The 14313-nt window shown below is 70.6% G+C and carries 15 protein-coding genes and 1 pseudogene; 9 read left to right on the top strand and 7 right to left on the bottom strand.

The features are described 5' to 3' along the window. Positions 1 to 76 precede the first annotated feature (76 nt). Complete coding sequence (locus ABD908_RS03510) at positions 77 to 559, top strand: cation:proton antiporter regulatory subunit (RefSeq protein WP_344990931.1); 483 nt, start codon at positions 77 to 79, stop codon at positions 557 to 559. Beyond that, positions 556 to 1746: a cation:proton antiporter gene (locus tag ABD908_RS03505; protein WP_344990928.1), complete on the top strand. Its 1191-nt coding sequence runs from the start codon at positions 556 to 558 to the stop codon at positions 1744 to 1746. The genes ABD908_RS03510 and ABD908_RS03505 overlap by 4 nt, the downstream gene beginning before the upstream one ends. 212 nt (positions 1747 to 1958) lie before the next feature. On the opposite strand, the gene ABD908_RS03500 is transcribed toward ABD908_RS03505, so the two are convergent. Next, positions 1959 to 2771: an SDR family NAD(P)-dependent oxidoreductase gene (locus ABD908_RS03500; protein ID WP_344990926.1), complete on the bottom strand. Its 813-nt coding sequence runs from the start codon at positions 2769 to 2771 to the stop codon at positions 1959 to 1961. Between the two features lie 59 nt (positions 2772 to 2830). On the opposite strand from ABD908_RS03500, the gene ABD908_RS03495 reads away from it, so the two are divergent. Next, entirely contained in the window at positions 2831 to 3514 is a 684-nt protein-coding gene (locus ABD908_RS03495) for a TetR family transcriptional regulator (RefSeq protein WP_344990923.1), read from the top strand. Then, a complete protein-coding gene (locus ABD908_RS03490) occupies positions 3511 to 4881 on the top strand; it encodes an MFS transporter (RefSeq protein WP_344990920.1) in 1371 nt (456 codons plus the stop codon). The genes ABD908_RS03495 and ABD908_RS03490 overlap by 4 nt, the downstream gene beginning before the upstream one ends. Here ABD908_RS03490 and ABD908_RS03485 read toward each other — a convergent pair. Beyond that, complete coding sequence (locus ABD908_RS03485; protein WP_344990918.1) at positions 4856 to 6643, bottom strand: N-acyl-D-amino-acid deacylase family protein; 1788 nt, start codon at positions 6641 to 6643, stop codon at positions 4856 to 4858. The two genes, ABD908_RS03490 and ABD908_RS03485, sit on opposite strands and share 26 nt — an antisense overlap. Positions 6644 to 6745: 102 nt before the next feature. Between ABD908_RS03485 and ABD908_RS03480 the strand changes: the two genes are divergently transcribed. Continuing rightward, entirely contained in the window at positions 6746 to 7213 is a 468-nt protein-coding gene (locus tag ABD908_RS03480; protein ID WP_344990915.1) for a hypothetical protein, read from the top strand. 73 nt (positions 7214 to 7286) lie between these two features. Here the strand turns inward: ABD908_RS03480 and ABD908_RS03475 are convergent, their stop codons facing one another. Next, on the bottom strand, positions 7287 to 8738 hold the full coding sequence (locus ABD908_RS03475; protein ID WP_385921336.1) for an RNA polymerase sigma factor: 1452 nt from the start codon (positions 8736 to 8738) through the stop codon (positions 7287 to 7289). 199 nt (positions 8739 to 8937) lie between these two features. Next, entirely contained in the window at positions 8938 to 9684 is a 747-nt protein-coding gene (gene ppgK, locus ABD908_RS03470) for a polyphosphate--glucose phosphotransferase (RefSeq protein WP_344991162.1), read from the bottom strand. A 124-nt stretch (positions 9685 to 9808) separates the two neighbouring features. On the opposite strand from ppgK, the gene ABD908_RS03465 reads away from it, so the two are divergent. Further along, a complete protein-coding gene (locus ABD908_RS03465; RefSeq protein ID WP_385921333.1) occupies positions 9809 to 10702 on the top strand; it encodes an inositol monophosphatase family protein in 894 nt (297 codons plus the stop codon). Between the two features lie 24 nt (positions 10703 to 10726). Here ABD908_RS03465 and cei read toward each other — a convergent pair whose 3' ends face one another. Further along, positions 10727 to 11425 (bottom strand): envelope integrity protein Cei, encoded by a 699-nt coding sequence (cei, locus tag ABD908_RS03460; protein WP_344990905.1) that lies wholly within the window; start codon positions 11423 to 11425, stop codon positions 10727 to 10729. Between the two features lie 307 nt (positions 11426 to 11732). Here cei and ABD908_RS03455 point away from each other — a divergent pair, with 307 nt between their 5' ends. After that, the gene (locus ABD908_RS03455; RefSeq protein ID WP_344990902.1) at positions 11733 to 12032 is read left to right on the top strand and encodes a DUF4193 domain-containing protein; all 300 of its coding nucleotides are present in this window, start codon (positions 11733 to 11735) and stop codon (positions 12030 to 12032) included. A 45-nt stretch (positions 12033 to 12077) separates the two neighbouring features. On the opposite strand, the gene ABD908_RS03450 is transcribed toward ABD908_RS03455, so the two are convergent. Then, entirely contained in the window at positions 12078 to 12536 is a 459-nt protein-coding gene (locus ABD908_RS03450) for a DUF3093 domain-containing protein (RefSeq protein ID WP_344990899.1), read from the bottom strand. 24 nt (positions 12537 to 12560) lie between these two features. Between ABD908_RS03450 and dut the strand changes: the two genes are divergently transcribed. Together dut and ABD908_RS03440 are read left to right on the top strand one after the other, a co-directional pair. Continuing rightward, positions 12561 to 13025, top strand: a complete 465-nt coding sequence (gene dut / locus ABD908_RS03445; protein ID WP_344990896.1) for a dUTP diphosphatase — start codon at positions 12561 to 12563, stop codon at positions 13023 to 13025. A 54-nt stretch (positions 13026 to 13079) separates the two neighbouring features. Continuing rightward, positions 13080 to 13886 (top strand): DUF3710 domain-containing protein, encoded by an 807-nt coding sequence (locus tag ABD908_RS03440; RefSeq protein WP_344990893.1) that lies wholly within the window; start codon positions 13080 to 13082, stop codon positions 13884 to 13886. A gap of 3 nt (positions 13887 to 13889) precedes the next feature. Here the strand turns inward: ABD908_RS03440 and ABD908_RS03435 are convergent. Continuing rightward, positions 13890 to 14313, bottom strand: a pseudogene (locus ABD908_RS03435) (alpha/beta hydrolase); the annotation flags it as partial.

Here is a 14313-nt window from a genome sequence, read left to right as displayed (position 1 = left end):
CGAGCCATTCGGCCTGATCGTGGCGGACTCGGCGAGATGTCGGTTTCAAGGACGGTGGGCGGCTAGGCTCGGCCGGGTGAACGTCGATGTGACCCCTTTGCCCGGAATCGGTGTCCGGAAAGACTTCGAGCTCAGCACAGGCAGACGGGTCGGCGTGGTGTCACACCGCGACGGCACCGTCGACCTGATCCTGTCCGAGGCGGACGACCCCGATGCCTGTCGGGCCCAGGTCCCGCTGTCGAACGAGGAGGCGGGCGTCCTCGCCAACCTGCTCGGTGCGCCGCAGTTGGTGAACCAGCTGCGGGAGGAGCACCGGGACCTCGAGGGCATCAACACCAGGCAGATGCCGATCACCGCGGGCTCGCCCTACGACGGCCGCACCCTCGGCGAGACGCAGATGCGGACGCGGACCAAGGTGTCCATCGTCGCGGTGATGCGCGCCGGTCAGGTGCAGCCGTCACCGGGCCCCGAGTTCCTGTTCACCGCCGGCGATCTGCTCGTCGTCGTCGGCACCGCGGACGGTCTCGACGCCGCGGCGAAGATCCTGACGCACGGGTGAACCTCCACGCCGACCAGACCACGCTGGCACTGCTCGAACTCGGAGGTGTCTTCTTCGTCCTGGGCGTCCTCGGGCGTGTCGCCGGCCGGATCGGCATGTCGCCCATCCCGCTATACCTGATCGGGGGCCTCGCCTTCGGGCGGGGCGGCGTGATCCCGCTGGGGCAGGCCACGGAGTTCAGTCATGTCGCCAGCGAGATCGGCGTGGTGCTGCTGTTGCTGATGCTGGGCCTCGAATACACCGCTCCGGAACTGGTGACCGGCCTGCGCCGGTCCTGGCTGGCCGGACTGCTCGACCTGCTGCTCAACGCGACGCCTGGCGCCGTCGTCGCCCTGGCTCTCGGCTGGGGCCCGACCGGGGCCCTGGTGCTCGCGGGCGTCACGTACATCTCGTCGTCCGGCATCGCGGCGAAGGTGCTCAGCGATCTGGGCCGACTCGGCAACCGTGAGACGCCGGTCGTGCTGTCGGTCCTCGTGTTCGAGGACCTCGCGATGGCGGTGTACCTGCCGATCCTCACCGCGGTGTTGGCCGGCGTCGGCCTGTGGGGTGGCCTGCAGGCACTGATCGTTGCGCTGGTTGTGATCAGCGTCGTGCTGTTGGTGGCCCTGCGCTGGGGCCACATGGTCTCGGCGGTGATCTACAGCGACGATCGCGAGGTGTTCCTGCTGAAGCTGCTCGGATCGGCTCTGTTGGTGGCGGGTGTGGCGTCGTCGCTGCAGGTGTCCGCAGCAGTGGGTGCGTTCATGCTGGGCATCGCCATCTCGGGCTCGACGGCGCATACGGCTTCCCGCCTGCTGGAGCCGCTGCGCGACCTGTTCGCGGCCATGTTCTTCGTGGTGTTCGGGCTCAACACCGATCCGCGCGCGATCCCGCCGGTGCTCGGCTGGGCGATCGTGCTGGCCGCCGCGACGACGGTGACCAAGGTGGCGACCGGATGGTGGGCCGCCAGCCGGGCGGGGGTGCGGCGGATGGGTCGAGCGCGCGCCGGCGCGGCGCTGGTCGCGCGTGGCGAGTTCTCGATCGTGATCGCGGGCCTCGCCGTGGCGGCGGGCGCCGTCGACGGCCGCGTCGCGGCTCTGGCGACCACATACGTGCTGATCATGGCGGTGGTCGGGCCGATAGCCGCCCGCGTCGTCGAGCCTGCCGTGCGGTTGGTGCAGGGGCTGGGGTGGCCGGCCCGAGCTTGAGACGAATCGACCGGTGTCGAAACGGCCTCGCGTGCGAGCCGGAGCCGGGCGTGGGGGTGGAGCGCCATCATTGGTTCGGCGGGGCTCTCACCGCGCCGGTCTACGGCGGGCCGGTCGGCGATACCGGGGGCGCCTCACCGCCTAGCGTCGCGGACACTCTTGCGATCGGTCGATGAGCCGACTGATTACGGTGTGCTCCGTGTCTCTGCCGCTCAGAAGTGGGTGCCGCCGTCGATGCGGATCTCGGTGCCGGTGATGAAGGCACCGTCGGTGCTCGCCAGCAGTGCGACGACGCTCGCGACAGTCTCCGGGCCGGCGAAGCCCTGGCCGATCGCGGGGAGAAGCTTGCCGAACAGCGACAGGTCGGCGTCGGCGGGGAAGCCGGGGCCGACACTCTGGCGGCTCTTGCCGCTGCCGTCGGTCATCCCGGACGAGATCGAGCCCGGTTGCACCGCGGTGAAGCGGACGCCTTGCTTCGCATACTCGGCGGCCAGGGCGTGCGTCATCGACTGGATGCCGCCCTTGCTCGCCGCGTAGGCGGCCATGTACGGGTGTGCGAACGCGGCAGATGTGGAGCTGAAGTTGACCACAGCGGGATCGGTGCCCCCCAGCAGAGCCGGAATCGATTCACGGATCACCAGGAACGTCCCGATCAGGTTGACCCGCAGCACGGTCTCGAACTGCTCGAGTGTGGTCTCGTGAGTGTGTGAGGAGCGCAGGATGCCGGCCGCATTGACCAGCGCGTCCAACCCGCCGAGTGCTGCGAGTGCTTCGGCCACGCCGGTGCGGACCAAGGCCTCGTCGGCCACGTCGAGTGCGACCGTGGTCAGCCGTGCGGCGTCGTCGGCGCCGAGGGATGCGGCCTTCGCGACGGTGTCCGCGAGGCCATCCGCGCTGATATCGGCGGCGGCGACGAAGCCGCCCTCGGCGAGCAGTCGTAGCACGGTGGCTTGTCCGATGCCGGAGCCGCCGCCGGTCACGAGCGCTCGGCGTCCGTTGTAACGGCCGGGAACGATGGAGTCCATGATGTCGCCCTTCTCTGTATCGATGGCAGCATACGTCTATATGGCATAAACTGTCACGAATGTCCGAGAGGGATGCATCGCTCGTGGAGCGGCGTCGTCGGGCGACCGCGATGGACATCGCCCAGGCGGCCGCCGAGTTGTTCGCCGCGCGTGGATCGCGGGATACGACGGCCGAGGACATCGCGCAGGCCGCCGGGGTCGCGCCGCGCACGTTCTACCGGTACGCCCGCACCAAGGAGGAGGCGGTGGCGCCGCTGCTCGACGTGGGCGGGCAGCTGTGGCGGAACGCCTTGGCGGACAATCTGTCCCGGTTGCCGGTGGCCGACGCCATCGAGGCCGCGATCGCCGCCGTGCTCGCGCCCGGCGACCCCGCGACGGTGGCCGGCCTGACGCTTGCTCGTCGAGTGGTCGCCGCGGCCGCCGACGATCCCGCGCTGCGCTCGGTTTGGTATCGCGTCAACTGCGACTCCGAGTTCGAGTTGGCCCGGGTGCTCCGCGAGACCGGCGGACTCGCCGTCGAGCCTGCGCGCCTCACCGCGGCCGCAGCCACGCACGCCGTGCGGATCGCCTTCGAGCTGTGGGCCGCCGGCGGACCCTCGCCGGACCCCGATGGCGAGCCCGCTCTCGCGCAGATCGCGGTGCGCTGCTTCCGCGGCCTCGGTGGCGGGGTCGAAGGGCGGGCACGACCGACTGCGGATGCCGGTGGCGAGCCGGGGGCGGCGCCCGGCCGTGCGTGCCGGTGACGGACGCCGCGTTTCGCCCCAGGTTCACCGCTCCGCTGTTGTTGGGCGTGGTGCTCAACCCGGTCAACAGCTCGCTGCTCGCCACGGCGCTCGCGGGGATCGGCGCCGACTTCCACCGGGGGCCGGGCGCGGCCGCGTCCCTGATCTCGGTGCTGTATCTCTGCTGCGCCGTCGCGCAGCCCACGATGGGCAAGGCGGCCGCGGTGCTGGGGGAGCGGCGGGTGTTCGTCGCGGGCCTGCTGATTCTGCTGCTGGGCGGTGTGATCGGAACGACCGCACCGGTTTTCGAGCTACTGGTGGTCTCGCGCGCGCTGATCGGCATCGGTACATCCGCCGCGTACCCGACCGCGATGGCCCTGGTGCGCAGGCGTGCCGACAAGTTCGGGACGGGCGTACCGAACCGGGTGCTGGGGAATTTCGCCATCGCCGGTCAGGTGATCGCTGTGCTCGGGCTCCCGATCGGTGGCGTCTTGACAGGTGTGTTCGGCTGGCGCGCGGTCTTCTTCGTCAACGTTCCGATGGTCGCGGTGGCGCTACCGCTGGTCTGGTTCGGCGTGCCCCGAGACGGTCCGTCCGTGGTGGCCGGCGGGCGGATCGGGGGCCTGCTGCGGGCAGTCGATATACCCGGTATCGCGCTGTTCGCGGCGACGGTCGTGGCACTGCTGCTGTTCGTCTCCGGTGTGCGGCACCCCGTCTGGTGGTTAGCGGTTCTGGCCTGCGGCGCGATGGTCGCGCTCGTCGCCTGGGAGCAGCGAGCGTCGTCGCCGTTGATCGACGTGCGGATGCTCGCGTCGCACCCTCCGCTGGTGCGGACGTACCTGCGGCAGGCCCTCGGCTCGCTCGGGAACTACCTGGCGATGTACGGGCTGAGCCAGTGGATGGAGGGCGCCGCGGGTTACACCGCCGCGCAGGTGGGGCTGCTGCTGGTTCCGCTGTCGGCGCTGAGCATCGTGGTGGCTCGGGTGAATTCGAGCCACGGCTGGGTGCGGGGGCCGCTGCTGGGTACCGGGGGCGCGTTCGCTGCCGCAGGCGCGCTGATGCTCGGCATGGACCACCGATCGCCCGTCGCGCTGCTCCTGCTGATGTCCCTGCTGCTCGGCGTGGCGGACGGGCTGAGCGGCTACGCCAATCAGACGTCGCTGTACGTGCAGTCGCCTGCCGATCAGGTGGGTGTCGCAGCGGGGCTGTTCCGGACGTTCGCATACTTCGGCGCGATCGCGTCGTCGAGCCTGATCGGCATCGCGTTCGGCTCCCGCGTCACCGACGCGGGCTTCCACGTCATAGCCTGTGTCATCGTCGGACTGGGCGGCGCGTTGGTGGCGATGACGGTGGCGGACCGCGCTATCCCGCGGACGGCCGGGGTGTGAGGTAGCGCCCGGTCTGCATCGAGTCGCCGTAGCCGTCGACGAACCGCCCGCCGCGGAATACGATCCGGCCGGCGATCGCGGTGGCCACGACGGCGCCGTCGTTACGGTTCACCATGCGGGAGAGCCCGCCGAAGAAGTCGACGGTCGACTCGTGGTACGCGTCGACGCTGTCGTCCAATCCCGCGGGATCGACGATCACGAGGTCGGCGCGGTCGCCCACGCGCAGATACCCCACGTCGAGTCCCAGCCACGACCCCAGCTCGCCGGTGAGGCGGTGCACCGCCTCGGTGAGCGAGAGGACGGGCGCGCCCGCGTTCTGGGCGTCGAGCATCCGTTTGAGGAAGCGCAGGCCGAAGTTGTAGAACGCCATGTTCCGTAGGTGGGCACCGGCATCGGAGAAGCCCATGTGCACGTTCGGGTCGCGGGCGATCCGGTCGAGGACCGCGGGACGATGATTGCCGACCGTCGTCGTCCACCGGACGCTACGCTCGCCGTTCTCGACCAACACGTCGAGGAACGCGTCGAGTGGCTCGATGCCGCGCTCCTCGGCGATCTGCCCGAAACTCTTGCCGATCATCGATGCGTCCGGGCACTCGACGATCCGCGCGTCATAGAAGTCCTTGTGCCACAGTCCCGGCATGTGTCGTTTGACCGCGAACTCCCGGCGGAACCTGCGCCGGTACGCGACGTCGGCGAGCAGCCGGTTGCGCTCGAGCTGGTCGCGCAGGTGCAGCGCGGCCGTGCCCGCGCCGAACTCCTCGAACACGGGTAGATCGATGCCGTCCGAGTACAGGGTGAACGGCACCGGCAGATGTTGGAATCGCACGCGAGACCGGAACACGGCGTTGCCCAGCGCGGCGGCGTACCGGATGACCAGGTGCGCACCGGGCGCGGACTTCGAGTCGGCGGCCACCAGCAGCGTGACCGGCACCGCGTCGGAGCGGCGCCGGAACCTGGTGCCGGAGGCCATGAAGAACATCACCGCGGTGAGCGGGTTCTTGATGTTCGGCGCGCTCTGCAGGACACGGTGTCGCTTCCGCAGCACCGAGACGAGGCGCCAGCGCTCGTGCCACCGTGCGTACGTCGACGGCAGCGCGCGGGAGCGGAAGCGGTCACCGTCGAGCTTGTCGATCGGGGAGTCCATGCCGGACAGGCCGAGCATCCCCGCCGCCAGCGCGCGGTCGAGCAGTTCCGCCATGCGGTCGAGTTCCGCGCGTGTGGGAAACGTCCAGGTGTCGGTGGCCCGCCCCAACCCCATCACTGCGGCCCGCAGGTCGGAGTGGCCGAGGAACGACGCGACGTTGGGCCCCAGTGGCAGTGCGTCGATCACCTTCACGTACGACTCGGGGCCGTCCCAGGCGGGGGCCTCGTGGAGGGCGCGCAGGACGTGCTGGCGCGGTACGGCCTCGACGCGGCTGAACAGATCGGCGGCGTCCTCGGGACCCGAGTACACAGTGGACATCGAGCAGCAGCCGAGCACCACCGTGGTCACACCGTGGCGCACGGACTCGTCGAGTCCCGGGTTGAGCAGGACCTCCGCGTCGTAGTGGGTGTGGATGTCGATGAAACCTGGCAGGACCCAACTGCCCGCTGCGTCGATCACCTCGGGGCAGTCTGCAGCGTCGAGCGGGGTGTCGGACGCCGTCGCGACGCGTCCGTCCCGAACGCCGAGGTCTGCGATCCGCGGTACACCGCCGGTGCCGTCGAACCACAGACCACGGCGGATGACGATGTCGAACTCGGACGGTGCTTCCGAAGGCATCCCTCCACAATGCAGCACGAACCTATGTGCCGGGGTGTCTGTTCGGGGGAGGGGCGGGGATACCGGCTATGGTCGCGCTGGGTTGCAACAGAAAGGGCTTGCGTGGGCGTGCGATACGAGTACTTCGCGGCGGCGGACGACGGTGCCGCCGCTGCGGTCGTGGAGACCGGCTTGGGCCTGGTGCGCGGGGCGACGGACGTCGGGTTCGTTCCCGGCGCGCCGGTGCTCGGACCCGACCCGGTCAGCGAGCTGACCGGCCTCGAGGCGATCCTGCTCGGCCTCGACGATGCGGCGGCGCTCGACCTGATCAGCCGGCCCGACTGCGGGCGGTGGATCGCGGGGGAGCCGGACGCGATGTTCGTGGTCACCGTCGCGCGCGGCACCGTCGACGCCCTGCTCGCCGCCGACCACGACACCTTGGCTGCGGCAGTAGAACCGTGGTCGCGGATCGAGGAGTTCTACGGTCAGTGGCCGCCCGCGATGTTGCTCGCCGTGGCGGAGGCCATCCGCGCGCTGTTCGCGGGCGCCGAGGCAGACGGCGTGACGCCCTACGTGCTGATCTCCCTGTAACCCCGACGGCTAGGGCCCCGACGGTCACCGTCGGGGCCCTACGTCGCGGAGCGGTTAGTCCAGCGCGGAGCGGTTAGTCCAGGTAGTCGCGGAGCACCTGCGAGCGGGAGGGGTGGCGCAGCTTGGACATGGTCTTCGACTCGATCTGGCGGATCCGCTCGCGGGTCACGCCGTAGACCTGGCCGATCTCGTCCAGGGTGCGCGGCTGGCCGTCGGTGAGGCCGAAGCGCAGCCGGACGACACCGGCCTCGCGCTCGGACAGCGTGTCGAGGACCGACTGCAGCTGGTCCTGCAACAGCGTGAACGACACCGCGTCCACCGCGACCACGGCCTCGGAGTCCTCGATGAAGTCGCCGAGCTGGCTGTCGCCCTCGTCGCCGATGGTCTGGTCGAGCGAGATCGGCTCACGCGCGTACTGCTGGATCTCCAGCACCTTCTCGGGCGTGATGTCCATCTCCTTGGCCAGCTCCTCCGGGGTGGGCTCGCGGCCCAGGTCCTGGAGTAGCTCGCGCTGGATGCGGCCGAGCTTGTTGATGACCTCCACCATGTGCACCGGGATGCGGATGGTGCGGGCCTGGTCGGCCATCGCGCGGGTGATCGCCTGCCGGATCCACCAGGTGGCGTACGTGGAGAACTTGTAGCCCTTGGTGTAATCGAACTTCTCGACGGCGCGGATCAGGCCCAGGTTGCCCTCCTGGATCAGGTCCAGGAACGCCATGCCGCGGCCCGTGTAGCGCTTGGCCAGCGACACGACGAGGCGCAGGTTCGCCTCGAGCAGGTGGTTCTTCGCACGGTTGCCGTCGCGCGCGATCCAATTCATGTCGCGACGCACGCCGATCGGCGGCTTCTCGCCGCGCTCGGCCCACTCGTTGATCTTCTGTACCGCGTAGAGGCCGGCCTCGATCCGCTTGGCGAGCTCGACCTCCTCCTCGGCGTTGAGCAGCGCGACCTTGCCGATCTGCTTGAGGTACGCGCGGACCGAATCAGCCGAGGCGGTGAGCTCGGCGTCCTTGCGGGCCTGGCGCAGGGCCTCCGACTCCTCCTCGTCCCACACGAAGTCGCCGGACGCCTTGTCCTTCTCGGACGGCTCCTCGACCTCTTCGGTGTCGGCCGGCGCCGGCTTGGTGACCGCGCCCTTCGGCTCCGGCGACTCGACGTCGTCGTCGCCGTCGAGCGCGAGATCCGTCTCGTCCTCGGACAGGTCCGTGGGATCGGGTTCGCCGTCGAGCAGCTCGCCGTCGACCTCGTCCTCGTCGCCCTCGCCCTTGGTCGCGGCCGACGTCGCCTTCTTGGCGGCGGCCTTCTTGGCCGTCGTCTTCTTAGCCGGGGCCTTCTTGGCCGTCGTCTTCTTAGCCGCTGCCTTCTTGGCCGGCGCCTTCTTGGCTGCGGTGGCTCGCTTGGCGGGGGCCTTCTTCGCCGGCGCCGCGGCGGCCCCGGACGTGGCCGACGCCACCGGCGCCGCCTGTCCCGAGGTCGCAGCCGCGCCGGAGAGCGCAGCCGTCCCTACGGCGCCGTTCCCCGCCAACTGTGCGGATGGACCGGTATCAGTCGCTACCACTTACGCCCTTTCGTACCGATCTGAGAAATCTGCACCCGGCCGGGGCCCGCCGGAGCGCAGTCGCATCCGCTGGCTGTGGGCGCGCGCTCGGTGAGCAAGGACCGGGGTTTGACCCGGCGTTGCGCCGCCGGGACCACCATTGTAACGATTCGGCCGCGGGTGGGTGTCACGCCTGGGCCTGAGCGGCCATCGCAGCGCCCACGATTCCCGCCGTGTTGAGCAGCGTCGCGGGCACGACGGGCGTCGACACCTCGAGCATAGGGATCCATTTGTCCGCCTTGCGGCTGATGCCGCCGCCCACGATGAACAGGTCCGGCCAGAACAGCTTCTCGTACTCCCGGATCACGCGGGAGAGCTGCGCGGCCCACTTCTCGTACGTCCAGCCCTTCGCGTCCTTGACCGAGCTCGCGGCGCGGTGCTCGGCCTCCTTGCCGTCCACCTCGAGGTGTCCGAGCTCGGTGTTGGGGACCAGCACGCCCTTGTGGATCAGCGCGGAGCCGATCCCCGTTCCCAGGGTCAGCAGGATCACCACGCCGCTCACGTCGTTGCCCGCGCCGTACTTGTCCTCGGCGAGTCCCGCAGCGTCCGCGTCGTTGATGACCGTCACCTGACGGTTCAGGCTTGCGGCGAACAATGCGTTCGCGTCGGTCCCGATCCACCCCTGGTCGATGTTGGCCGCCGAGCGCACCGTGCCGTTGGTGACGACCGCGGGCACCGTCACGCCCACCGGGCCGGTCCAGCCGAAGTTGTCCACGACCTCGCGTACCGCCCCGGCGCACGCTCCCGGAGTGGAGGGATGCGGCGTGAGCACCTTGAATCGCTCTCCGACCAGGTGACCCGTGTCCAGGTCCACGATCCCGCCCTTGATCCCGCTACCGCCGATGTCGACGCCGAATCCGTGGTTGTCGCCCATGACGCTCATCGCTCCCTGTCGTGAGTTGCCCGCTCGAACGGCGTGTTGCCGCCCGACCCACCCTCGGCGCCTCGAACCTGCCGCACCGCCGGTCGGGTGCCAAGTTACCGTGGATTGTGATGCGATGGGGCCCGTGAATCCCTATGCCGGACAGGTAGAGCCCGCGCGGCTCGAGGACATCGCCGTCACCGTCGCCCGCGAGGCCTCCGATCGAGCCCGTCTGCGCCGTGCAGAAGTGTTCGGCGTCGGCGCGTACACGGCCGACGGCTCGGCCGCCCAGGACCCGGTGCGGGCCAAATCGACGCCCACGGACCCCGTCACCGTCGTCGACACCGAGACCGAGGAGTTCGTGCGTGCCCGCCTCTCGCAGCTGCGGCCGGGCGATCCCGTTTTCGGGGAGGAGCAGGGCGACGGGGGCGGTGTGCCGGCTCGGGGTGATGTCCGCTGGGTGGTCGATCCGATCGACGGCACGGTGAACTTCCTGTATGGAATCCCGGCGTACGCGGTCTCGGTCGCGGCGCAGATCGACGGTGTGTCCGTGGCGGGTGCGGTCGCCGACATCGCCGGCGGCACGGTGTACTCCGCGCACCGCGGCGGTGGGGCCCGGGAGCTGCGGCCCGGCGTGGAGCCCCGGACGTTGGCCGCGAACCCGATCACCGACCTGGGCCTCGCCCTGGTCGCGACAGGATTCGGCTACCAGGCGGCCCGGCGGCGCCGGCAGGCCGCTGTGCTCGCGCAGTTACTGCCGCAGGTGCGCGACGTGCGGCGGGTGGGGTCGGCGGCGCTCGACCTGTGCATGGTCGCGGCGGGGCGAGTCGACGCGCACTACGAGCACGGGCTCAGCCCGTGGGACTGGGCCGCGGGCGGATTGATCGCGGCCGAGGCGGGTGCGATGGTGACGGTGCCCGCCCCGGACAGCACCAGCGCGGACGGGTTCCTGACTTTCGCCGCGGCGCCGGGCGTGGCCACGGCCCTCATCGACGCCCTGCGGGCGGCCGGCGGTCTCGAGGCGCTCTGAGCGCGCCGTCCCCGGCGTTCGGGATCAGCTGCAGGTCTGGTTGTGGACCGCGGCGACGAGGGCGGGGTTCGCGCCACCGTCACCGTCGCTGGCGGCGCTCGCACGCAGCGTGCGCAGCACCTCCTGCGCGTCCGTGGACGGGTCGATGTCGGTGAAGTAGGTACCGAGCACCAGGTCGACACTCTGGTCGCGCCGCCCGTCGTCGATCAACTGTGCGCACGGCGCGACGATCCACACCGATGCAGCGGCGGCGCGGCCGGCGTCTCCGAACCGGATCTGTGCCTGGCAGGCCATGTCGTTGGCGGGGTAGACGGTGTCGTCGCCGTACCCGGCCGTCCCAGGTGTGGTGAAGCCGTAGTCCTTGAGCTTGTCCATGATGGTCTCGGCGAGACCGTTCTGGTCCGAGGCGTTGAGTACCCGGACCGTGGTGTTGGCCAGCGGCGCGGGCCGGACCGGCACCATGTCGGCAGAAGACACCACCTCGAAGCGCGCGGGTGGCTTCGTGGCCGGCTTGCCCGCTGCGGCGGGCTGTGCCGCGGGGGGAGCGGGGCACGACACCGGTGCCGCGACCTGCGTCTGGCGGGTGAGGGCCACGCCCCACATGATGATCCCGACCACGGCCAGCACCACCACCACGATCAGGACCGGGTAGGGATTGCGCCGCCGCCACGGCTGCCCCTGTCGGTCGAGGCGATGAGCGAAGGCGGTGATCTGGGAAACCACGCGGCCAGTGTAGGGCGTGTCCCGCACTTGCCGCGTGAGGCGCCACCGCCGGCCCTTCCCACGCGTGACGGCGCGGGGGAATCAACCGCCGTGCGGCCGCGTTACACGCTGCGCCGCGGGGTGGGAACCCGATGCGGGGCGCGCTCGCGGCGGTGGAGACAGTCGACATACCCGGGGAACCGGGCGTGTCGCTTGGAATCCGGGAAGGTATGAGCTACAGTACGGGCCGCTCGGCGGACCGATGGCCTACCGGGACCCGACGATCTCGGGTCGCCGCGTCGGCCGCAGCAAGGGATGGGGATCAATTATGGCTACTGATTACGACGCTCCGCGTCGCACCGAGTCCGACGAGATGTCGGAGGACTCACTGGAAGAGCTGAAAGCGCGCCGCAACGAGGCGCAGTCGGGTTCGGTCGATGTCGACGAGAGTGAGACCGCGGAGTCGTTCGAACTCCCCGGCGCCGACCTCTCGGGCGAGGAACTGTCGGTACGGGTCGTGCCCAAGCAGGCCGACGAGTTCACATGTACGAGCTGCTTCCTCGTGTACCACCGCAGTCGGCTCGCCGTCGAGAACGGTAACGAGCTCATCTGCGTCGACTGCGCATGACGATGTGAACAGGCGTCGTCGCGAACGGCGACGCCTGTCGAGCGGTCAGGCCAGCGTGGTCGCGGTGGGGATGTGCGCGAGGATCTTCTCCGGGTGCCGAGTGGACACCATCCAGTAAGGCGTGGGGTCCTCGGGGTCGTCGAGGACCAGCACGACCAGCGTGCCGACCCAGCCTTTGTGGAACAGGAAGGCGGCCGGGTCGAGCTGACGGCCCATGGCCGCGGTCTTGGCGCTCTTCGGCACCGCCGCGGCCCGGGTGATCAACTCGACGGGTAGGTGCGCGTTGCCCGCCCACACCTCGCCGTCGCGCACCTCGACGGTCGCGCGGCTCATCGACCACAGCAGCACAACGGACAGCGCAGCGAGGGCCGCGTACACCGCCGCGACCCACGCGGCGCCACGGGCGGCGAGCTGTACCTCGTACCCGATCAAGGCGACGGCGACCCCTGCGCAGGGCCACCAGTACCAAGGGACGTACAGGCGCTCACGGTAGTTCGAACTCACGGCGACCAGCGTAGTCTGCTGCCCATGGTGAGTCAGATTCCCGTGCTGCGCCTCGACCGGGGCCTGCCCCTGCCGAAGCGCGCGCACCCCGGCGACGCCGGCATCGACCTGTACTCCGCGATCTCGGTCCGGATCGATCCCGGCCGCCGCACCCTGATCCCCACCGGCGTCGCTATCGCGCTTCCCGAGGGCACCGTCGGGCTGATCCACCCGCGTTCCGGCCTGGCCGCCAAGCACGGCCTGACGATCGTCAACACGCCCGGCACCGTCGACGCGGGCTACCGGGGCGAGATCAAGGTGTGCCTGATCAACACCGACCCCGACGCCGCCGTGGACATCAAGCGCGGCGACCGCATCGCCCAGCTCCTGGTACAGCAGGTGGAGCTGCCGGCCGTGGTGGAGGTCCCGTTCCTGGACGACAGCGTCCGGGGGACCGGCGGTTACGGCTCGACCGGCGGGCACGCGAGCCTCGACCCGGCAGGCACCTAGACTGGTCGGGTCCGCACGGGGCCCGTGCCCACCCCACGAGTGTCAAGGAGCGTCATGGCCTTCGGTCGCCGCAAGTCCCACAAGCCGGCCGGTGCCGCCACGTCGGCGAAGTCGAGTGTCGACCCCTATTCGGGGATCGGGCAGCCCGAGCGCGTCGTCCACACCCCGGCGCCCGCCACCGTCGCCACCAAGTCGCTGGGTAGCGGCGAGGGCCCGTACGACTTGGCCGAGCTCGTGGACACGGCCACACTGCTCGACGGGCGCCTCGATCTCGGCGCACTCGTGTTGGCGCTTCCGCCCGAGGCGCAGCTGCAGGTCGAGATGGGACCCGACGGTGCCCCCGCCGGCGTGCACATCGACACCCCCGTCGGACGGGTGACGCCCGGTGCGTTCGCCGCGCCGAAGTCGGGCGGCCTGTGGCGCGAGGTGGTCGGCGAGATCGCCGACTCCCTGCGGAGCAACGGCGCGCAGGTGACCATCGAGGACGGCCACTGGGGCCGCGAGATCGTGGGCCGCAGCCCCGGTGCGGTGGTGCGCTTCATCGGTGTCGACGGTCCCCGCTGGATGGTGCGGTTCGTGGTCACCGCCCCCGAGGGCATGGCGGACCAGGCCGCACAGATCGCCCGGACGATGCTCGCGGAGACCGTGGTCCGCCGCGGCACCGATCCGCAGCCCGCTCGCGATCACCTCGACATCCAGCTCCCGGCCGACCTCGTCGCGCACCTGCAGGCGACCATCGCGCAGCAACAGGCGGAGGCAGCCGCTGCTGCGGCTGCGCAGGCGCCCGCCGCGCTGCGCCAGCCCAACCAGGACCGGTTGACCCGCGGCTCGGCCCTGTCCCGCCTGCAGCAGGGGCTGTAAGCGCTACCTGCGCGGGTCCCATCCGAGCGCCTGTACGGCTGCCCGGCCCAGCGCGGTCGCGTCGGTCCCCAGCTCCGCGAGGTCGACGGTGACGTGCGTCGCCGAGGGCAGCGCGGCTGCCCACTCAGCGGCCACCGCCTCGGGGTGCACGGCATCGCCGCGCGCTCCGATCACCACCGTCGGCATCGTGACGCGGCCGAGCTCCGTCACCGTCGGGCCTCGGTAGGCACCGGCCTCCCGTAACGCTGCCGCGAGGAACGCTCCGTGGGCCGCCCACGAGCGGGTCAGCTCGCGCGCGAGCCACGGCGGACTGCCCGCCTGCATGGCGGCGATCGCCGCCTGCGCGCCATCGACGTCGACCGCGTCCGCCGTCGCCTGTGCCGCCAGAGCTGCCGGCGCGTCCCCCGGCTCCCCGCACCACGGTGCG

It is taken from the genome of Tsukamurella soli, from assembly GCF_039541155.1.
Taxonomy (GTDB): Bacteria; Actinomycetota; Actinomycetes; order Mycobacteriales; family Mycobacteriaceae; genus Tsukamurella; species Tsukamurella soli.
This window is presented reverse-complemented; position numbering and strand designations above follow the sequence as displayed.